The following is a 21,478-nucleotide window of genomic DNA, read 5'->3' on the forward strand; positions in this document are numbered from 1 at the left end:
AAGGAATCAGAGAAAATGACGATAAAAGAGATAGAAGACGTTTTTCGTCGCGGAGATGTGACGGAGGATTTCCTCAATACCTGCAAATGTGACGCGCGAAAAACCGTCCAAGCGATTCTTCGCCGTTACGAACGTACACAGCAGGAGCGTGCGCGTCTCTATGCAATGTATGCGTATGAGCGTTGTGCCGCCGAGCGCGGGCACTGTATCGTCGCCGGTGTGGATGAGGCTGGGCGTGGTCCTCTGGCGGGTCCCGTCGCAGTAGCGGCGGTGATTCTGCCGCAGGAGTACCTGCTTCTGCGCCTGAACGACTCAAAGAAGCTGTCTGAAAAAGTGCGGGAAGAGCTTTACGAAAGAATCGTTTCGGATGCTGTTTCCTATCATGTCGAGCTCATTGACGCTGAGACGATTGACCGAATGAACATCTTGGAGGCGACACGTAAAGGGATGTATGATGCTGTCGCTGCGCTTCTGCCGACACCGCAGGAGGTTCTGATTGACGCTGTGGCGCTTCCACATCTGAGAATGGCATCACAGTCGATTGTCAAAGGGGATGCCAAATCCGCATCAATCGCGGCGGCGTCGATCTTGGCAAAAGTGACACGAGATCGCCTGATGCTGACGTATGACGAGGCGTATCCGGTGTATGGCTTTGCTAAGCACAAGGGCTATGGAACACAGGAACATATCGACGCGATCCGCAACTATGGGATCTGTCCATTGCATCGTAAAACGTTCGAGCCCATTCGCTCGATGATAACTAACAGAAAAGGCTGTGAATACTGTGCCGATTGAAGCAAATGCAACTGCAGCAGCGGCTGCCGTCTCCGCACCACAGCGGATTTCATCGGAACGCCCGACCGAAGGAGTACAAGGCCGCGGCGATCAGGAGAATGCCTCAGCGGCATTCAGTCAGCGTACCAACGTGTCCATTGAGACTGCGATTGACCGTATGGCGGATGTTCTGTCCAAAATCAGCGGACGTCAGCAGACGAATGTTGAGCAGATTCCGCAGGAGCTCAAAGAGGTCATACGGAATATCATTCGGCAGTCTTTTTCGATTGAGTCCACACTTGCACAGGGGCTTGGCAGTACGGCGGCAAGTCAGCGCTTTTCGACGGATCAGCTGACGACGCTGGCGCGGATGTTGAATCAGATGGGAACGATGGCGGAGACAAACGAAGTTCCCCGTGTCAGCGACGACGTGGCGACCCTGCTTGCAGCGTTGAAAAGTGCCATTGCCAAGGATGCGGGCGGAACATTTGAGCCGATCATGCTGACGAAAGCCGCGTTTCAGCTGATTGATACAGGAAACGCCGAACTCCTCCCGAAGGATTTACAGACCGTCCTCTCTCAGCTGAATGCAAGTGCAGGTACTGCACCCGCTGCGGCAAACGGCGGCGGTACATCCTCCATGACGTTTCTAAATCAGCTGGTTCAGCTGCTGATGCCGCGTGACGCGGAAGCGGCGACGCAGCAGGGAGGGACGCAGTCACCGGTGCAGACAGGAGAGGCACAGGCAACACCGCAGCAGGGAAGCGCAGCACTCTCCGTAGAAGAGGGCGCGGCGCAGATGCCGGCAAGTGGACAGACTGTACGCATGACAGCACCCGCAGCGGGAGCTATGCAAAATCCTGCGCCTGCTGCCACAGCTGCATCAGATACAGCGGCTGCCCCAGAGGAACTTCCCGCCGACAACATTACACAGGGGGCAAAACAGGGGGAGGGCTTCTCTGCACCATCGGCAAAGGGAACGGAAGCCCCTGCACTTCGTCAGGCAGATACTGCCGCAGTCGGTATCGGCACGAAAGGCAATGCCGCGCCCTCTCCATCTGCGGCAGAGGCACAGCGCGGACAGGGAGCAGAGGTGGTGCAGGGAAGCGCTGCGCAGCAGGGGAAGACTGCCGTGCAGCAGGAGACTTCTCTCCCGCAGGGCAGTGCACCCGCGCGTCAGGAAGGCACGGGCGGGACACTGAATCCTGCTCGTCAGCCCGTTGGCGAAGAGGCGCGGACAGGAACCGCAGAAGCCGCAAAGCAAACGCCTCAGAGCACGGAGCAGGCCGCCCGTTCACAAGCGGGACGGGCGGAGACAGCGGCGGCACAGCCGCCAGCTTCCACGATGCAGGGCTCAGATGCTGTAAAGACGGCCGAGACGCCGACGCTCATTCCGAAGTTCATCACACGCCCCATGGAGAATGTACCGCAGATGATGAGCACGCTTCGCGACATGGCACGCGTGCTCCTGCAAAATGAAAATCTCAGCCAGCGCGAGACACTTTTGCTCCAGAACTTCGTCAGCGGACGCACGCAGACACTGAGTGAAGGTGATGCGAAGCAGCTCCAGCAACTCATCCAGCTGACGCAGCAGAACATTCCGGGAACCGTCCGCCAAGCGGCGTTTGAACAGCAGATGCCGGATCTTCCGCGCCTATGGGCTTTTATGCAGATGGCCGATCTAGTCAAGGTGCGCAAGATGACGGCGGAGCAATACAGACGTGCGGGGCGGGATGTCGCGGCACTGGCTCTGACCATGCGTCACTCACTGGAGGGGGAGAATGCGGCACCGCAGCCGGGACAGCGCTCTATGAGCTATGTGATGCCGCTCTTTATGGGAGAGACCGAGTATCCCGCCTACATTCATGTCTATGATGAGTCCCACAAGGATGAGGCGACGGATCAGGTCAAGAAAGAGACGTGGCTTAGAATCTGTGTTCTCACGGATCACATCGGCACTGTCGAACTCATCAATCGCATCTACGAAGAGAATCATGTCGATATGCGTCTCTATTTTTCTGATGCAGATGCCGCATGGGAGTTCCGTAACGAACTCGACAGTATACGTGAGTCCGCTGACGGAACCTCTTTGGTGATCGAGGGCATACAGATCGGCGCGATAGGCGAGCGTCGTTTCTTCACGAACTGATGATGACAGTCATGGTATAGCCTATTGACGATCATGAGATCGCCTCATATAATGTTGCTGAGGGATCGCGGGACGAAAAGACAAGGATGGTGAGATATGCCAGATCACGCGGACAGGGAAGAGGAGCAGCGCGAAGAAGAACCGCGTGCTGTTGCCATCAAATATGATGCAAAGTCGGATCGTGCGCCGCGCGTGACGGCAAAAGGCCGTTCCCTCGTTGCTGACCGCATTTTGGCGGAGGCACGCAAAAACGGCATACCAGTCTATCAGAACAAATCGCTCGTCAATATGCTGATGGCGCTTGAGATTGACCGCGAGATCCCTCCCGAGCTCTATCGTACGATCGCTGAAGTGCTCGCCCATGTCTATCGGATTGATCGTCACATGGGGAGCAGGAAATCGCCATGAGCAATAAGGTGCTGGGAGATCGAGGAGAGTCCTGTGCTGCCCGCTATCTCGGTGCGCAGGGATATCGAATTCTGGCACAGAAGTATCGCACAAAGATAGGGGAGATTGATCTGATCGCAAAGGATCGTGATACATTGGTCTTTGTCGAGGTAAAGACACGACGAAGCGTCCGTTGCGGACTTCCAGCAGAAGCGGTAAACTACCGAAAGCAGCGCAGGATTATACAGACGGCGATGTGGTATCTGCGCGAAAAACAGATGGATCAAACACCTTGCCGTTTTGACATCGTTGAGGTCTATGCCGCGGGAAACGAGTGGGGGATTCATCACCTCAAGGGGGCTTTTGAGGTGTGAGGCGGATACAAAGGATGCAGGTGCGGTTCATGTCCTGCATCTTTTCTTTTGCTTATCGAATCTCTTTTGCTTATGGAATCGAATCAGTGAATATGCTATAATAACAAGGATGTATGCGGTGGATAGAACCGTAATAGGAGGTACTATTTTGAACGTTGCGAAGCCAATTTATGTCATTGGGCATCGTAATCCGGACACGGATTCGATCTGCTCCGCGATCGGCTATGCCCATCTGAAACAGGCCATGGGCGTCAATGCCATTGCCGCACGCGCCGGCAAAGTGAATAAGGAAACGCGGTTTGCACTGGAGTACTTCCATGTCGAAAAGCCGCTCTTGATCCCCGATCTTTATCCGCGTGTCAAGGATATTGCGATGGACTGCAAGATCGTTGTGCGCCAGCATGATACCCTGCGCAATCTGGGGGAGGTTCTGCGCGAGAATGATCTGCGCTCGATTCCCGTGACGGACAGCCAGGGACTTCTCGTTGGCATCGTTTCGGTCAGTGATCTTGCCAAGCGGTATTTTCAGGAGCTCGGCATGACGAATCTCGCGGATATGCGTGTACGCTATCGCGACATCATTCATGCCACCGACAGTCAGGTGCTTGTCTCCGGTGATGAGTCGGAGACAATCAAGGGACAGATTCGCATCGCTGCCGGAAGTATTGCAACGATTAAGAAGATCATCAAAGGGAACGACATCGTGCTCGTGGGTGACCGAAAGCCCGAGACGATTCTGACCTGCATTAACCAGGGGATTTCCTGCCTTGTCGTGACCGGGGACGGTCGCGTTCCGGCAGAGGCGCTGGAGGAAGCAGAGACGCGTGGTATCTTCGTCCTCTCGACGCCGTATGATACCTATACCGTAGCGCGGCTCATCAACCAGTGTGTGCCCATTCGGCGCATCATGCACGATAATCCCGTCTGCTTCAAGCCGCTCGATCTCCTGTCTGATATCAAGGGAATCATGGAGGAGACCAACTACCGTAATTATCCCGTATTGGAGAACGGCCGCATCGTCGGTCTCGTGAGCCGTGACCGTCTGGGGGTCTCCGATCCGGCACAGGTGATTCTTGTCGATCACAACGAGCGCAACCAGGCGGTCGAGGGCATCGAGGAGGCGAAGATCATCGAGATCATCGATCATCATCGCTTCGGTGGGATCAGTACGAGCGAACCAATCTACACTCACGCCGAGCCAGTCGGGTGCACGGCAACGATTGTCTCTAATATGCACTGGCAGAACGACATCGACATTCCTCCGTCGATTGCAGGGCTCTTGCTCTCCGCCATCATCTCTGATACGGTGCTGTTCAAGTCTCCGACCTGCACGCCAAAGGATAAACAGGCGGCGGAGCGTCTCGCTGAAATCGCAGACGTGGATATGAACGCGTACGGCCTCGAGATGCTGAAGGCGGGCTCCAGTGTCGGCAATATGACGCCGATGGAGATTGTACGCAACGACCTCAAGGAATTCACCATCGGTGCCTATCGTGTCGTCGTCAGTCAGACCTCGGTGATGGACACGAAGGAAATCATGGCAAAGGAGGATGAGCTCCTCGCAGCGATGAAGTCCATCTGCGACACGGAGGGCTTTGACCTCAGTCTCGTCATGATTACGGATATTCTCGAGGAGGCGACCTATCTGCTCTTTACGGGCTCACCGCGCACGCTGATCGGAGAGGCGTTCCGCAAGGATACGAGCGGAACACATCTCTATCTGCCGGGCGTCATGTCGCGCAAGAAGCAGATCATTCCGCCGCTCTCGGAAGCGGTCAAGCGAATTAAGACATAAGGGATACTGTATACGGGAGGGGCGGAGTTGCCGTGGCGGCGGCCCCGCCTTTCTTATTTGGAGTGAAAGGGACGATTCTATGGATTTGATGCAAGGGCTGAACGAGCCACAGCAGCGCGCTGTCGCGTGCCTGCAGGGGCCTCTCCTCATCGTTGCCGGCGCGGGGTCCGGAAAGACCCGTGTGCTGACATTTCGCATCGCCAATTTGTTGGAACATGGTGTTCCGCCCTACCGCATCCTTGCCATTACATTTACCAATAAGGCTGCCCGCGAGATGCGTGAACGCGTGGATGCACTGATCGGAGATGCGGCGCAGGACGTTTGGCTGAGCACATTCCATTCGTTCTGTGCCCGCTTTCTGCGCATGGAGCTCGAGCACTACGGGCGCTATGCGAAGAACTTCGTCATCTACGATGCTGCGGACAGCAAGGGGCTGATCCGTGAGTGCCTGAAAGAGCTCAATATCGACGAGAAGCATACCGCTCCCGGCGCGGTGCAGGCGCATATTTCCGATGCGAAGAACCGTCTGCTTGATGTCGCGGCATTTACGGCGCAGGCAACGGATTTCTTTGCCGAGCAGGTCGCCAAGATCTATGCACTCTATCAGTCCAAGCTGCAGGAGAACAATGCACTGGATTTTGATGATCTGCTGATGCTGACGGTGGAACTCCTCACGAAGAATGAGGAATTACGGGCGAAGTACCAAAAGAAGTTCCAGTACATTCTTGTGGATGAGTATCAGGATACGAACGGCGCACAGTATGCGATCACCAAGCTGCTTGCCGCAGAGCACCGCAATATCTGTGTTGTCGGCGATGCTGACCAGTCGATCTACGGCTGGCGCGGCGCAGATATGCGGAACATCATGAACTTTGAGAAGGACTACCCGGAGGCGACGGTTATCCTGCTCGAGCAGAACTACCGCTCGACGAAGAATATTCTTGCGGCAGCGAATGCTGTGATCGAGAACAACCTGACGCGCAAGAAGAAGGAGCTCTGGACGGATAATCCGACCGGCGACCGCATTACGATCTATGAGGGAGCAACGGAAAAGAATGAGGCCTCCTATATCGTGCGGGAGGTGGAGCGTCTGCACACGATGTTTCATGTCAAGTATGGCGATATTGCCGTGCTCTACCGCACCAATGCGCAGTCACGCAATATTGAGGAGGCTTTTTACGCGACAGGTGTCCCGTATGCGATGGTTGGTTCGGTGCGTTTCTATGATCGACGTGAGATTAAAGACATTATTGCCTATCTGCGTGTGATCTACAATCCTCGCGATACACTGAGCCTTCTGCGCATCATCAATGTCCCGCGCCGTGGTCTTGGCCCTACGTCCATCGCTCGCATGATGGAGACGGCGGAGGAGTACCGCATATCTCTCTTTGAGGTGATTACGGATGCTCAGTTGCTCTCCATGATTCCAAAACTCTCCGCCAAGGTAAAGCTGGCGCTGGAGGAGTTCGCTGCCATGGTCTTTACCTTTATGGGACAGCTCGGAACGCGTCCCATCCATGAGATTGTCGAGGATGTGATCGAGACGTCCGGCTATGCCGCTGCGCTCGAGGAGGAGAAGAAGGAAGACAACCGTGACCGTCTCGAAAACCTGCGTGAGTTCATCAGTGTGGCGAAGAACTTTGATGATGGTGCAGCGGAGGGGGAGAACGGACTTGCGGATTTCCTCGCACAGATTGCGCTGATTTCCGATGTCGATCAGACGGAGCAGTCGGACGGGACAGTGACGCTCATGACGTTTCACGCGGCGAAGGGGCTGGAGTTTCCCGCCGTCTTTATGGCGGGGATGGAGGAAGGGCTCTTTCCGCATTCCCGCACGCTGCTCGATGATACGGAGATTGAGGAGGAGCGGCGTACGTGCTATGTCGGCATCACGCGCGCCGAGCGTCGGCTCTACCTCACTTATGCAAGGCAGCGGACGATCTACGGGCGTACGGAGATGTCGCGGCCTTCGCGCTTTCTGGCAGAGATTCCGGAGGAGCTGGTCGAGCATAAGGAGGCGGACTTTTTCGGCGGGGCTGATCTGCGTGCACCATCCAATATATGGAGTGAGCGCAGTACTCGCACGGAGCGAAAACGCTATATGCCGCCGCCGCAGCATACGGCGGCGGACGGCAGTGTGATCCGCCCCGACGCGTCGGCAGCCTTTAAGGCGGGGGATGCCGTACGCCACAGCAAGTGGGGGGACGGGCGCATTGTCGCCATCAGCGGATCAGGTGAGGATGCCGAGCTGTCCATTGCATTTCCGGGGGAAGGAATCAAGAAGTTCGTGCAAAAGTATGCACCGATTTTGAAGCTGTGAGGAGATCATGAGCAAGATTGATGAGGTAAAGACAGAGCTGTCAGAGCTGCGGCGTAAAATACGGAAGTATTCCAAGCAGTATTATGACGATAATGAATCTGAGATTTCGGATTATGACTTCGATATGCTGATGATGCGCCTGAAAAAACTTGAGGCAGCGTATCCGGAGCTCATTACGAAGAACTCGCCGACACGCACCGTGGGAGGCTCAGCACAGCGCGAAGTCGGCTTACTCGTTCCTCATGATGTTCCGATGCTCTCCCTGCAGGATGTATTCTCCGAGGAAGAGATTCATGCGTTTGTCGATAATGTCCTTGCGCATTTTCCTGCGGCGGAATTTGTCGTCGAGGAAAAGATCGACGGATTGTCTCTGGCGCTTCGCTACGAGAACGGTGTGCTTGCACGTGCGATCACACGAGGTGACGGCATTGTGCAGGGAGAAGACGTGACAGCGAATGCACGCGTGATCGACGATGTTGTACAGAAGCTGCATGATGCACTGCCATATTTTGAGGTGCGCGGCGAAGTCTATATGAAGCGCGCCGCATTTGCCGAGGTCAATGAGCGGCAGGAACTCCTCGGGCTGAAGCCCTTTGCCAATCCGCGCAACTGTGCTGCAGGAACTCTGCGGCAGCTGGATTCGCGCATCACGAAGGAGCGCAGGCTGTCTATGTTCGTATTCAATTTGCAGCGCAGTGACGGCCGCGTATTTTCCTCTCATACCGAGGCGTATGCATTCATGCAGTCTCAGGGGATCAAGACGATAGCGAATTACCGCGTTTGCCGTACGGCGGACGCGGTCTGGGCCGCCATCGAGGAGATCGGTGTGCGGCGCGGCAGCCTGCCCTATGACATCGATGGAGCCGTGGTCAAGGTGAACTCCTTTGCCATGCGTGAGGAACTTGGCGTGACGGCAAAGGCGCCGCGTTGGGCGATTGCCTATAAGTATCCGCCGGAGGAAAAGGAGACGGTACTTCGCGATATTGAACTTTCCGTCGGACGGACTGGGCGCATCACACCGACGGCCGTGTTCGATCCTGTGGGGCTCTGCGGAACGCGTGTCGAGCGGGCAACCCTGCACAATCAGGACTATATTGACAGTCTGGACATCCGTATCGGTGATACCATACTCGTCTATAAGTCGGGGGAAATCATCCCGCGCGTCAAGGCGGTGCTGAAGGACAAACGACCGCAGAACAGTCGCCCCTATGTGATACCGGATGTCTGTCCCGTCTGTGGCGCACATGCCGTACGAGAAGCAGATACGGCGGATATGCGCTGCCAAAATCCTGTATGTCCGGCACAGATCGAGAACCATCTCCTGAACTTCGTCAGCCGCAGTGCAATGGACATCAAGGGACTAGGAGCGGCTGCTGTTATTGCCCTTGTCCACGCAGGATATATCCATGATGTTGCAGATATCTTTTCTCTGCATGAACATCGAGAGGAGCTCGTTGCCTCTGGACTGATCGGCCGCGCAAAGAGTGTCGATCAGCGTCTTGCGGCAATCGAAGCGAGTAAGCAAAACCCTCCCGAGCGTCTATTGACGGGGCTGGGAATTGCTGGTATCGGACGTGCGGCAGCTGCCGCGCTGATGCAGGAGTTTTCGTCCATTGATGCCCTGCAGGAGGCGGCGCATGAGTCCCCGGAACGCATTCTCGCTGTCCCGGATATGGGTGAGATTACGGTACAGAAGCTGACGGAGTTCTTCTCCTCTGCATCCGCCTGTGCCCTGCTGGATCGCCTGCGTGCAGCTGGGGTAAACTTTGCGGGAACACGAACGGAGCGTGTGGGGGAGGCACTCGCCGGAAAGAGTTTTGTCATCACGGGCACACTTCCGACTCTGTCCCGTGAGGAATGCAGTGCCCTTATCACGGCGCATGGAGGGCTGGTGAAGGGTTCTGTTTCAAAGAAGACCGATTATCTTGTCGCGGGAGAAGCGGCAGGAAGCAAGCTGAAAAAGGCGGAGGACCTCGGCATTCCCGTCTTGGACGAGGCAGCCCTTCACGCCATGATTTCGGAAGAAAAGGACGGCGTGTAAAGGGCGAGAAAAGCCTCCGACGATCAGTATGAATTGTCATGTAGTATGAGGGACTATCATGCGATTTATCCATACAGCAGACTGGCATCTGGGCAAACTCTTTGGACAGCGGCACATGACGGAAGATCAGGCGTATGTGCTGGAAGAACTTTTGGCATTGTGCCGCGACGTCCGACCGGATGCACTCGTTATCGCGGGTGATGTCTATGATCGGGCAGTACCGCCGCCCGAAGCCGTAGCGTTGTTTAATGAAGTGCTGACACGACTGGCAGAGCAGGGGATCAAGGTTCTCTGTATTGCAGGCAATCATGACAGTGCTGTTCGTCTGGCATTCGGCGCACAGCTGCTGCAATCCTCCGGTGTGTATATTGCAGGCACTGTCGACGCGGCGACAGCTCCCGTGGTGCTGTCCGATGCATTCGGGGACGTGTACTTCTCGCTGCTTCCCTATGGGGATCCGCCGCATGTCCGTGAGGCTTTTTCGCTGGACGAAACACCGTCCTTCGATACGGCATTGGATGTTCAGATTGCCGCATCACGGGCGATGATACCGCAGGGCGCACGCAGTGTTGCCGTTGCCCATGCCTTTGTGATCGGCGGTCAGACCTCCGAATCCGAGCATACCCTCTCCGTGGGCGGCAGTGATCAGGTGCATGCGGATAAATTTAGACCATACAACTACACGGCTCTCGGACACCTGCACGCGCCCCAGCGTGCGGGGGCGGAGCAGATTCGCTACGCCGGGTCTCTGCTCAAGTATTCCTTTGATGAGTCACATCAGAAAAAGGGCGTCACGTTGGTTGATATCGATGCAGCAGGGGCTGTCTCCCACACATTCTATCCGCTGACACCGCGGCATGATGTGCGGATCGTGAGAGGAAAAATGGCTGAGATCATGTCCGATGGATTCGATCCTCTTTCTCATGAGGACTATATCTGCGTGGAGCTTACCGACACAGATGCCGTACTCGCCGCCCATGAAAAGCTGCGCCGCGTCTATCCAAATCTTTTTCTCATCACGCGCCCGAACATTCACATGGGACATTCCTCCAGCGAAGTACGAAACTATGAGCGCGGCAAGTCAGATCTCCATCTCTTTGCGGATTTCTATGCGGAGATGACCACGGAGGAGATGACGCAGGAGGAGACCGAGGAACTTACGCATGTCATCGATGCGTTGGAACGGGAGGAGAGAATGCAATGAGACCGCTGAAACTCCGCATCCAGGCGTTCGGTTCCTATGTGGACGAGCAGATTTTGGACTTTGAGACAGCCCTTGCCGATGCCCCATTCCTTTTGATCCATGGAGCGACGGGCTCCGGAAAGACCACGATTTTGGACGCGATCGTATTCGCCCTCTACGGAGAGTCCAGCGGGGATATACGCGAGGGAGCAATGCTGCGTTCCTCCACAGCACCGCCGGATCGGGCGACGGAGGTGGAGTATGTATTCGCGCTCGGGCGCCGCCGCTACCGTGTGCTGCGTTCACCGGCCTATTCTCGCATGTCACGCGGTAAGATGACGCGGCGGGCAGCAACGGGACAGCTATTTCGTCTGCCCGATGTTGGCGAGACGGGCGAGGAAAAACTGCTTGCCGCGAACATCACGGATGTCTCGGAACGCATCAGTCAGCTGATCGGCTTCGATGCCGACCAGTTTCGTCAGGTTGTTCTCCTCCCACAGGGACAGTTTCAGCGGTTTTTGTTGGCAGAAGTCAAGGATCGCAGCGCCATTATGCAGCGTATTTTCCGTACGGAACGGTATCAGCGCATTGAAGAAGCACTGACGAAAGAGGCACAGCAGCTTGAGCGGACGGCACAGGCGGAGCGTGAGCGCGCGGAAGGCATTCTGCGCGCAGAGGGAATGGCGTCATCGGACGAACTCCGCACGCGTCTCTCTGAACTTTCGGAGGAGATACGCCGTCAGGACGAAATCTTGCGGGAGCACGAAAAGGTGCAGAAGAGTGCACGGCGGGCACGTGAAGAGGGGGCTGCTGCACAGCAGAAACTCAGTGCACGGGATGCGGCACAAAGTGATTTGGAAAAAAAGCGCGAACAGGCAGAGTCTGTCCGCGACTTTCGTGTGCGCCTGTCACGTGCACAGCGTGCACAACCGGTGCTCTACAAGGAGCGCAGCTACATCGAAGCGTTGAACACGGAACGCACCCGCAGAGAGGCATACGCATCCGCAGCAGAGGACTGCGCTGCTGCGAAGACGGAACATGATGCATCCATAGAATGCCTAAAGCAAGTGGAAGCCCATACAGATGAGCATACGAAAAATGTAGAGCAGCTGCGCCGCATGAGGGATTACGAACCGCTGGCGAGCCGTTACCAGGAATGTACTTCTGCCTTGCGCGATCTTCGCGTCCGTGCCGTAGAGGGAGAAGAAAAATATAAAAGCGGCGCAGCGGAGATTGAACGTCTCACCGAGGCACAGAAGAAGTACGAAGAAGAACGTGCAAGACTGCATCAGATCCTGGTCGGGAGTGAGATCGTTCAGCAGAAGAAGAAACAGCTTGAACACTGCCAAAAGGCGTCAGACCTGATACGTGAACTAGAAGATGCACTGACATCAGCACGCACACGTGTCAAAAAATCGCAGAAAAAACTGCAGACGGCAGAGGAGGCATTATCCGACGTGCGGACGACGCAGCACCGTCTGCGCACCCTCTACGACATGGGTAGTGCCGCACGTCTGGCGCAGACACTGCAGGCAGACACACCTTGTCCGGTCTGCGGATCTCTCACACATCCAAGTCCTGCCGTCCATGCGGAGGAGATCCCGTCCGCACAAGAGATGGAGGTATGCATGCAGCATGTGGAAACAGCAGAAAAGGAGCTGCAGAAATGCACTGCTCAGGCAGAGCAGGAAAAGGCAGCGTGCCTTCGGCTTGAGCAGGAGCTTCTCCATGAGCAAAAACGCATAAAAGAGCTTCTCGCGGATGAAACCATGGAGGCGTTCTGTGCGCGTGTCGCGGAACGGGAAAAGCAGCTTCGCCGTGCACAGAATGCGTGCAAAGCCCTTGAGAAAACGTATGCCGAAGAGCAGCAGCAGCTCTTTGCGCGGAAGGAGCAGCAGAAAGAGCAGGAAGCCCTGCTTCAAAAGAATCGTAATCTCATAGGGCTTCATGAGGGGGAGAAGAATGCATTGGAGCGTCAGCTGCCCGAGGAGTATCGTGATGCAGAGGCAGTACGAAAAGCGGCGGCACTTCTGGAACGGGAAGTAAAAACAGCGGAAACCGCCCGCGCTGAAGCAGAGAAGCGTGAGAAGGCGGCGGCGCAGAAATGTGCTCGTACGGAGAGTGCTAAGGCGGCGGCGCAGCGCGTTCTGAAGGAAGCGGAAGAAGTGCGGCAAGCGGCGCAGGAAGCGTATACGGCTGCATATTGTGCAGCAGATTTTCTGACCGAGGAAGAATACCATCATGCGATTGTGGGAGACTGGGCAAAGAGCGACTATCTGGAAAAAGTACGTGAACGTATCACCGCGTATGATACGGCGTTTCAGGCGGCAGAGGAGCTGGTGAAGGCGGCCGAGGCAGCAGCAGAGGGGCTTTGTCCGCCGGACATGGAGGCACTGACCGAAGCGGAGCGCATCGCCGATCAGCGTGTGCAGGACAGCGCGCGAGCACAGGGCGTCCGCATGGAGCGCAAGGCTCTCTATACGCGCATGACCAAGGAAATGGATGCGCTGGAACGGGCGGGAGCAGCCCGCGATAAGCGTTACCGTGTGATCGGGAAACTCGCGAATGTCGCTGCAGCAAAACCACCCTATCAGATCCATTTTCAGACCTATGTTCTTCGCTCGATTCTGTCGGATGTCATCGATGCCGCGAACGAGCGGCTGATGATGATGAGCCGGGGACGTTACCGCTTTATCCACGGGGAGGGCGGACAAAAGAAGAAGTGGTGGGGGCTTGAGATCGATGTCTTTGATGAGTATACGGGTTTCCCGCGTCTCGCACGCACCCTCTCCGGCGGAGAGACATTCCTCGCCTCCCTGTCACTGGCACTTGGACTTTCGGACGTTGTGCAGCATTATGCGGGTGGAATGCATCTCGATATGATTTTCATCGACGAAGGCTTCGGATCTCTGGACAGTGAGACGCTTGACGTTGCCATTCGCGCGCTTCTCGATGTGCAGCGTGAGGGCGGTCGGCTGGTTGGCATCATTTCTCACATCGAGGAACTGCGTGCACGGATTCCCGTCCATCTGGAAGTGTGCCGCGGGCAGAACGGCAGCTATGCATCCTTTACGCAAAGCGGGGGATTGGCATTATGACGGCACGGCTGGAGTTTATCATTGGGCGGTCGGGTACGGGCAAAACATATGACTGTCTCACGGCGATGAAGGATGTGCTGCGGGAGGAGCCGCTCGGGCGTCAGCGTATCCTTCTCGTTCCTGAGCACATGACCTATGCGGCGGAGCGGGCACTGGCCGAGGCTCTGACGCATGGAGCGGGATTCCTTCAAGTGTATGTCTTTGGGTTTCGTCGCCTTGCTCGGCAGGTGTTGCTTGAGACCGGCGGGGAACATCTGCCGCGCATCAGCGATATCGGCAGGCGTATTCTGCTCAAGGATATTCTGCTGCAGCACAGCAGAGAACTCTCCGTCTTTCAGCGCTCCGTGCACAAGCGTGGGTTTACGGAGGTGCTCGGGCATACGATCGCAGAGCTGAAGCGTGATCGGCTCAGCTCCGATCATCTGCGTCAGGCAGCAGATGTCAGTACAGGAAAGCATGCACGACTGTCAGCGAAGCTGACAGAACTTGCCACGATCATGGACGAACTCGCTGCCCGCATGGAGGGACGACTGACCGATCACACCGATCGGATGGAGCGGCTCGCCGCACAGCTCATTGATGCACCATTTCTGCGCGGCGCCGAACTGTGGGTGGACGGATTCGATTTTTTCAATCCGCAGGAACTTGCAGTATTTCGCGCGCTGTTTCACGTTGCTGATACCGTTCATGTCAGCCTGACGATGGACGGACGTGATGATGGAACGCATGTATTTACCAATTTGCCGGAAAATATCTATGATACGGGGCTGTTTGCGCGCAGTTATCAGACGATGCACCTCCTGCAGCAGATCTTTACGGAGGAGCAGCCATCGGCGGAGATTGGAATTCGACTGATGCCAGTGCAGCATCGGGCGCGGACGGAGGGGCTTCGTCTGCTGGAAGCACAGCTGTTCGGCCACGGACATATCACGCCCGCGAAGGATGATTCCATACGTATCGTCGAGGCAGCCAATCCGCGTCTTGAGGTGGAGACGGCGGCGGCAGACATCCTCCGCCTCGCACGCGACAATGGGTATCGCTACCGCGAGATCGCCGTGCTTGTGCGTGATGTCGATCTCTACGGCGATCTGCTCTCACTTGCTTTTGCGGATTGCGGCATTCCATTTTATCTGGATGTCAAACGCCCGAGTGCGCATCATCCGCTTGCTGAGCTCCTGCGTGCTGTTGCACAGATGACGTGGCGTGGGTGGGCGTATGAGACTGTCTTCCGTGCGCTGCGCACAGGCTTCTTTCCGCTGCTCGGAACGGAGGAGGACGAAGATGCTCTTCCACTCTGTGCGGATTGGCAGGAGGCTGTCGATCGTCTGGAAAACTACTGCCTTGCCTACGGGATTCGCAGTGAATCACAGTGGACGGCGACAGAGCCGTGGGACTTTGTCCAGCGGCGGGTCACAGAACATGAGCTGCATTTGGACGAGGAGGAAGAACGCCTCAGGGAAGAGCAGTGGCTGGATCATCTACGCCGTCGGATTGCAGAACCGCTTTCCCTGCTGACCGGGCACCTGCGACGGCATGAGAGCACGGCGCGTGCGCGTACGAAGGCACTCTACGACTTCCTCGATGAGTTACGTGTTCCGCAGACACTCCGCCTGTGGAGCGAAACGGCAGACCGGGAAGGTCGATTGGCGGATGCTGCCGCTCATCGCCAGATCTGGAGTTCCTGCATGGCACTTTTTGATCAGCTGGTCGAGGTGCGCGGAGACGACCCGCTATCGAGTCGGGACTATGAGGAGCTCTTGAGCGATGGACTTGACGCCATGTCCATTGCCCTGATTCCGCCGGGGCTGGATCATGTCACCGTTGCCTCCTTTGATCAGAACAGCATCGCGGGAGCGCGTGCTGTTTTTGTCATTGGGGCGAATGCCGGCATCATGCCGCGAGCGGGAAGGACGAGTGGCGTATTTTCCGATACAGAGCTCCTCTTCATCGGTGAGTCTCTTCAGACAGCGGGAGCGGATTCCGGGCATACCGTCTTTGGGGGGCGCACGCAGCAGAGCTTTTTGGAACGGTATCAGCTCTACCGTGGATTTACGGAGGCACGCGACTACCTCTGGGTGTCGTATGCGCTTTCTTCGGTGGATGGTTCGACCCTTGCTCCGTCGCCGCTGATCGCACGGCTGCGCCGAATCAGCAGTTCCTTTTTCTCCATCCCGCTTGCCTTGGCTGGGCGAGATGATCCGCTGCTCCTCTCTGCACCGTATCCTGCATTCTCGCATTTGACTGCTGCGCTGCGTGAAAAGAAAGAGCGCGGGGAAATGCCCGCCATGTGGGGGGATGTCTACAACTGGATGCTGCAGGATGCTGTGATGCAGCCGCTCCTGCGGCGTATGCTCCATGGACTTTTTCTCCCGCCGCGCGAACGGTCCATCCCTGCTCCCGTGGCAGCTCGGCTGTTTACGCGCGACCATAGGCTCAGCGGTAGTACCACACGGCTGGAGACGTTTCGCCAGTGCCCGTTCCGCCACTTTGCTATGTACGGGCTGCGGCTGCAGCAGCGGGATCGCTACGAATTTCAGAGTAATGATTTCGGGACACTTCTGCACGGCATCCTGCGCGGCTACGGTGAGTGGGTGCGCAGTGCATACGGCAACGATTGGTGCGCGGCATTGGCAGAAGCTCCAGAGAAGATCGAGGAACTACTGCAGGAACTGATCCCGCAGGTGCACAGTACCGTGCTGATGAGCCGTGCCAGCTATCGGCACCGCATCGAGCGGATCCGCTGCACAGCACAACAGACCATACAGCATCTTACGTCATGGGCGGCGGCATCTTCTTTTCATCCCTATGGGTTTGAGATCAGCTTCGGGCGCAGGAATGACGGCGTCCGCCTGGCGGATTTTCCGCTCGCGGACGGCATGACGCTCTCTCTGCGCGGGCAGATCGACCGTTTGGACGTGATGGATCATCATGCCTACTATCTGGTTCTCGACTATAAAACGGGGGCAACGTCCCTTCTCCTGCCTGAGATTCGGCACGGCCTGAAGATGCAGCTTCTCCTGTATCTCTTCGTCGTGCGCTCCATCCTGGATACGGAGGAGGCGTTTCCCGCGGGGATGCTCTATGCTCCGGTGAAAAATCCCGTTGTCCCCTGTAACGTGCGCCTGGATGAAGCAGCGCTTCGGCGCAAGGTAATGGAGGGAATGAAACTCACGGGGATGCTGCTCGACGATGCGGATATCATGAAGCAGCTCGATCAGGCGGCGGATCATATCTGCATCTCGTTCAACAAAGATAACAGTCTCTCCAAATCCTCGGCAAAATTTGTACGTTCGCGCGAGGAGTTTCAGCAGCTTCTTGCCTTTTTGCCGCAGTTGATCCGTGCGACGGCGGAGGACATTCTGCACGGAGATATCCGCGTCTATCCCTATCGCTTTCAGGATCGTAATGCGTGTACGTATTGTGACTATCATACGATTTGCACGTTCGATCCTGCGCTCAGGCAGGGGGACGTATACCACGATATCGCCGATAATGCGCAGGAGGCGATGGAAGAAATTGCACGGATCGTAGAGGAGGTGAATTGCGATGGCGGATCGGCTGACATTCACAGCAGACCAACAGCGCGCGATTGATGCGAGAGGACACAATATTCTCGTCGCGGCAGCGGCAGGTTCCGGAAAGACGCGCGTACTGGTGGAACGTATTATTTCGCAGGTGCGGAATGAGGAGCTGTCCCTGGATCGTATTCTGGTTCTTACCTTTACGAAGGCCGCCGCTCTTGAAATGCGCGAGCGTATCGAGGCGGCACTCAATGCGGAGATCGATGCCATTGCCGGGGACGCCGGCATCAGCAAGGAAATTGACCGCCTTGAGCGTCAGCGCATTCTGCTGACAGGCGCAGACATTTCCACGTTTCATTCATTCTGCCAGCGACTTCTGCAGGCGCATATCGACGCGACCGACATACCTCCGACATTTCGTCTGGCAAGTGAGCAGGAAATACGTCTGCTCAAACGCGATGTCATGGATGAACTCCTTGAGCGAAAATATGAGGAGGCCAGCGATGAATTTCTTGCCTTTGCCGATGCCTATGGAGGTGTCAAGGGGGACGATGAGAAACTCAAGGAAGAGGTGCTCGCACTCTATGACTTCGCGCTCAGTCAGCCTTCGCCTGCGGTATGGCTCAGCCGGCAGGGACAGGAAAAAGATGATGTGCCGTACTGGAAGCGGCGTGGGTTTGATGTGCTGGCGCGAGAGCTGCACGAGAAACTGTTCGATCTATGTGCCGGATACCACAGCACAATGGACGTTCTGATGCAGGGGGATGCGGAACTGCACACGGCAGCTGAGAAATACATGGCAGTCATCCATCATAATCTGGATCTCTATGAGGAACTGCAGGGCGGGCTGCAGCTCCTCATAAGCGGCGCAGAAGATCAGGCATGGGAACGCTTTCGTGTGGATGCAGCTGCTGCAAAGAAACAGCGGAAAAGCATCCCGCACAAGTCCATCGAGAACTATGATCCAGAGCTTGGCGGTGCGTTGAGAAGAAAGATAACGAACATTTACAAGGCATGGGACGCCGCTGTCGATCAGCTGCCCGCCACAGCAGAGGAGATCTGTGCCGCGGAGAATAGGGCGAATACCGCCATTCGTCAATATGCCCGTCTGGCATTGGATTTTCATCATGCCTTTCAAAAGGAAAAATTGGATCGTTCTCTTTTGGACTTCAGTGATTTGGAGCATCGTGCGTTGGCACTCCTGTGTCGACATCCAGAGCAGCTGCAGGATGATCTTAATACCGTTGATCCGACGGATATCGCAGAGGAGCTTCGTGCATACTATACAGCGATCATGGTGGATGAATATCAGGATACGAATGGGATTCAAGAGGGCATCCTGCGGCAGATCGCGCGCGATGACAACCGCTTTATTGTCGGCGATGTGAAGCAGAGTATCTATCGTTTTCGGCTGGCGGATCCGAGTCTTTTCCAACACACCTATCGTGCCTATCGTCAGGGCAGCTCTGCGGGTGAACTGATCACCATGTCAGAGAACTTCCGCAGCCGAGCCGAGGTGCTGCAGCCCATCAATGAGATATTCTCGCAGATCATGACGGAGTCGGCGGTCGAGATCGCCTACGATCAGAGTGCACGCCTGAATCCGGGACGCACCTTTGACGACGATCCTGCGGGGAAATCTTTGGCATCGCCACTGGAGATCGATCTCCTGGATGCGGATTACTCCGCAGAGGAGGCGGATGATGAGGGCGAAGAGCTGGCTGCCTTTGCGGTGGAGTCACACTATATCGCGCGTCGCATCAAAGAGCTGGTCGATGCAGGATATACTGTCCAGAGCGGAAAAGCTCTGCGCTGGAGCGATATTGTCGTCCTGCTGCGCGGCGCAAAGGAACGGGCAGTCATCCTGATGGATGCCCTGCGAGAAGCGGGCATTCCGTCCTATGCAGATGATACGGCAGGGTATTTTGAGGCAAGCGAAATACGCATGATGCTTTCCCTTCTCGCTGTCCTGGACAATGCAAGGCAGGATACTCCGCTGACAGCCGTCCTCACATCGCCGATGATCGGGATGTCGATGGAGGAACTTGCCCTGCTGCGCATTCACACACCTGTCGGCTCGATCTACGATGCTCTGAAGGGAGCAGACGCAGAGGAGGTTCCGCCTGCTGTACGAAATAAGGCAAAGGAGGCACTGCAGACGATAAGGTGCTGGCGGCGTGAGGCCTTACTGCACAGTGTGCCTGAGCTGCTCTGGCATCTATACCGTACATCGGGGTACTATGACTATGTCGGCGCACTTCCCGACGGCATCCTGCGGCAGGCCAATTTGCGCATGCTCATCGATCGTGCGGGCGATTTTGAGCGTACGAATGAACGAGGCCTATTTCGTTTTCTGCGCTATATGGATGCCCTGCAGCGGCGCAGTACCGATCTCTCTGCCGCGCGGACATTGGGCGAGAGCGAAAATGTCGTGCGGATCATGACCATTCATCGCAGTAAAGGACTGGAGTTTCCCGTCGTTTTTCTCGCGAATATAGCCAGTGCGTTTAATACGCAGGATATATCAGGAGACGTGCTCTATCATGCACATGCGGGGATCGGCGTGCGCGTATATGAGAACACGGTAATCGGGCGGCAGAAATATGATACGCTGGGTCGGCGAAGCGTCAAAGAGGTGATCCGCCGCGAGACGATCGCGGAGGAGATGCGTATCCTCTATGTTGCGATGACACGCGCACAGGAAAAACTCATCCTGACGGGGACACTGCGCACCTCTCGGAGCGGCTTGAGCCGCTTGGCGCAGCTGCGGGATTTCTGCCGGAAATATGCGAAGGAGGAGGGAGAGACGTTCCCAGATGCCGCCATCCTCGGTGCATCCTGCTATCTGGACTGGATTGCCCTAGCACTGATGCGGCATCCCGATGGACAGGCATTGATGGAGGGAGTCGAGGGCATCGAGCTGCGGGAATGGAGCGATGAGAAAGCGCGATTCGCCGTGCGGATTGAGAAAGTAGATGTACGCACATCACGCAGTGAGGAGGAGAGCGCGGCAGATGCCGAACTTTCTGCCATTCGCAGTGGAGAGCCGCTTCCGCCGGGAGTACGTGCACCGTATGTCGACTCTATTCTCAGTTGGACGTATGACAGCAGGGGAACGGAACAGATCCATGCAAAGACCAGCGTAACGGAACTCAAGCGTGAGAACTTCCCCGATGAGGAGGTTCTGCCGTCCTTTGCGCCTGCTGTTGGAGCGGGGGTAGGCGGGCAGGAATGGGAAGTGCCGCGTTTTTTGCGCACGGCAAAGCGTGCTGCCTTGAGTCCGATGGAACGCGGCACGGCCATGCATGCACTCATGCAGCATCTTGATTTTGCGGAGGTGCCTGACATTGCGGCCATTGAGCGTCAGGCACGATCCCTTTTCGATCAGGGAATCCTGACCGAAGAAGCATATCAGAGCCTCGATGTCCGCAATGTGTGGCGGTTCGTTTCCTCGGCGCTCGGACGCCGTCTGCGTGAGGCGAAGCGTGTATATCGTGAGCTGCCGTTCGGGCGGCTCCTGCCGGCGAAGAAATACTATAAGGAGGCACAGGACGACGCAGATCGCATTTTCCTGCAGGGTATCATCGACGTCCTCTTTGAGGAAGAAAACGGCGATTATATTCTTCTCGACTATAAGACGGATCGTCATATTTCCCCGCAGGATGCACGCACACGCTATCAGTTCCAGATTGACCTATACTGTGATGCCGTAGAGACGATCCTTGGGCGACCAGTGAAGGAATGCTACCTGTTTTTGCTGGATACAGGTCGTGAAGTACGCATGGAGCGTCAGGCGGCCAGTGCATAGGAGGAAAATTCTTCCTCGCGTCGAATCC

11 protein-coding genes are annotated in these 21,478 nt (G+C 56.3%); all 11 read left to right on the forward strand.

Features of this window, described 5'->3' with window-relative positions:
• The first annotated feature begins 15 nt into the window (after nucleotides 1–15).
• The 11 genes from ADJ74_RS08950 to addA all read left to right on the forward strand — a co-directional run bounded on the left by ADJ74_RS08950 (nucleotide 16) and on the right by addA (nucleotide 21,450).
• Nucleotides 16–795: a ribonuclease HII gene (locus tag ADJ74_RS08950; protein ID WP_050343619.1), complete on the forward strand. Its 780-nt coding sequence runs from the start codon at nucleotides 16–18 to the stop codon at nucleotides 793–795.
• A complete protein-coding gene (locus ADJ74_RS08955) occupies nucleotides 785–2,923 on the forward strand; it encodes a hypothetical protein (protein WP_050343621.1) in 2,139 nt (712 codons plus the stop codon). The genes ADJ74_RS08950 and ADJ74_RS08955 overlap by 11 nt, the downstream gene beginning before the upstream one ends.
• 96 nt (nucleotides 2,924–3,019) lie before the next feature.
• Nucleotides 3,020–3,331 carry an EscU/YscU/HrcU family type III secretion system export apparatus switch protein gene (locus ADJ74_RS08960; protein ID WP_009442488.1) on the forward strand — a complete coding sequence of 104 codons (312 nt, stop codon included), beginning with the start codon at nucleotides 3,020–3,022 and terminating at the stop codon, nucleotides 3,329–3,331.
• The gene (locus ADJ74_RS08965) at nucleotides 3,328–3,684 is read left to right on the forward strand and encodes a YraN family protein (RefSeq protein WP_050343623.1); all 357 of its coding nucleotides are present in this window, start codon (nucleotides 3,328–3,330) and stop codon (nucleotides 3,682–3,684) included. Before ADJ74_RS08960 ends, ADJ74_RS08965 begins: the two co-directional genes overlap by 4 nt.
• Nucleotides 3,685–3,832: 148 nt before the next feature.
• Nucleotides 3,833–5,479 (forward strand): putative manganese-dependent inorganic diphosphatase, encoded by a 1,647-nt coding sequence (locus ADJ74_RS08970; RefSeq protein ID WP_039980876.1) that lies wholly within the window; start codon nucleotides 3,833–3,835, stop codon nucleotides 5,477–5,479.
• A gap of 79 nt (nucleotides 5,480–5,558) precedes the next feature.
• A complete protein-coding gene (pcrA, locus tag ADJ74_RS08975) occupies nucleotides 5,559–7,799 on the forward strand; it encodes a DNA helicase PcrA (RefSeq protein WP_050343625.1) in 2,241 nt (746 codons plus the stop codon).
• Nucleotides 7,800–7,806: 7 nt separating this feature from the next.
• Nucleotides 7,807–9,840, forward strand: a complete 2,034-nt coding sequence (gene ligA, locus ADJ74_RS08980; protein ID WP_050343627.1) for an NAD-dependent DNA ligase LigA — start codon at nucleotides 7,807–7,809, stop codon at nucleotides 9,838–9,840.
• Nucleotides 9,841–9,898: 58 nt separating this feature from the next.
• Nucleotides 9,899–11,044 carry an exonuclease SbcCD subunit D gene (locus tag ADJ74_RS08985; RefSeq protein ID WP_050343629.1) on the forward strand — a complete coding sequence of 382 codons (1,146 nt, stop codon included), beginning with the start codon at nucleotides 9,899–9,901 and terminating at the stop codon, nucleotides 11,042–11,044.
• The gene (locus ADJ74_RS08990) at nucleotides 11,041–14,121 is read left to right on the forward strand and encodes an AAA family ATPase (RefSeq protein ID WP_050343631.1); all 3,081 of its coding nucleotides are present in this window, start codon (nucleotides 11,041–11,043) and stop codon (nucleotides 14,119–14,121) included. The genes ADJ74_RS08985 and ADJ74_RS08990 overlap by 4 nt, the downstream gene beginning before the upstream one ends.
• Nucleotides 14,118–17,714, forward strand: a complete 3,597-nt coding sequence (locus ADJ74_RS08995) for a PD-(D/E)XK nuclease family protein (RefSeq protein ID WP_050343633.1) — start codon at nucleotides 14,118–14,120, stop codon at nucleotides 17,712–17,714. The genes ADJ74_RS08990 and ADJ74_RS08995 overlap by 4 nt, the downstream gene beginning before the upstream one ends.
• Complete coding sequence (gene addA, locus ADJ74_RS09000) at nucleotides 17,668–21,450, forward strand: helicase-exonuclease AddAB subunit AddA (RefSeq protein WP_050343634.1); 3,783 nt, start codon at nucleotides 17,668–17,670, stop codon at nucleotides 21,448–21,450. Before ADJ74_RS08995 ends, addA begins: the two co-directional genes overlap by 47 nt.
• Nucleotides 21,451–21,478: the final 28 nt, after the last annotated feature.

It is taken from the genome of Selenomonas sp. oral taxon 478 (genome assembly GCF_001189555.1).
Lineage (GTDB): Bacteria > Bacillota > Negativicutes > Selenomonadales > Selenomonadaceae > Centipeda > Centipeda felix.

What these genes read in the sequence shown, in the direction of transcription:
- pcrA (WP_050343625.1), top strand. Translation starts at nt 5,559, where the DNA reads ATGGATTTGATGCAAGGGCTGAACGAGCCACAGCAGCGCGCTGTCGCG.
- ADJ74_RS08995 (WP_050343633.1), top strand. Translation starts at nt 14,118, where the DNA reads ATGACGGCACGGCTGGAGTTTATCATTGGGCGGTCGGGTACGGGCAAA.
- ADJ74_RS08950 (WP_050343619.1), top strand. Translation starts at nt 16, where the DNA reads ATGACGATAAAAGAGATAGAAGACGTTTTTCGTCGCGGAGATGTGACG.
- addA (WP_050343634.1), top strand. Translation starts at nt 17,668, where the DNA reads ATGGCGGATCGGCTGACATTCACAGCAGACCAACAGCGCGCGATTGAT.
- ADJ74_RS08960 (WP_009442488.1), top strand. Translation starts at nt 3,020, where the DNA reads ATGCCAGATCACGCGGACAGGGAAGAGGAGCAGCGCGAAGAAGAACCG.
- ligA (WP_050343627.1), top strand. Translation starts at nt 7,807, where the DNA reads ATGAGCAAGATTGATGAGGTAAAGACAGAGCTGTCAGAGCTGCGGCGT.
- ADJ74_RS08985 (WP_050343629.1), top strand. Translation starts at nt 9,899, where the DNA reads ATGCGATTTATCCATACAGCAGACTGGCATCTGGGCAAACTCTTTGGA.
- ADJ74_RS08990 (WP_050343631.1), top strand. Translation starts at nt 11,041, where the DNA reads ATGAGACCGCTGAAACTCCGCATCCAGGCGTTCGGTTCCTATGTGGAC.
- ADJ74_RS08965 (WP_050343623.1), top strand. Translation starts at nt 3,328, where the DNA reads ATGAGCAATAAGGTGCTGGGAGATCGAGGAGAGTCCTGTGCTGCCCGC.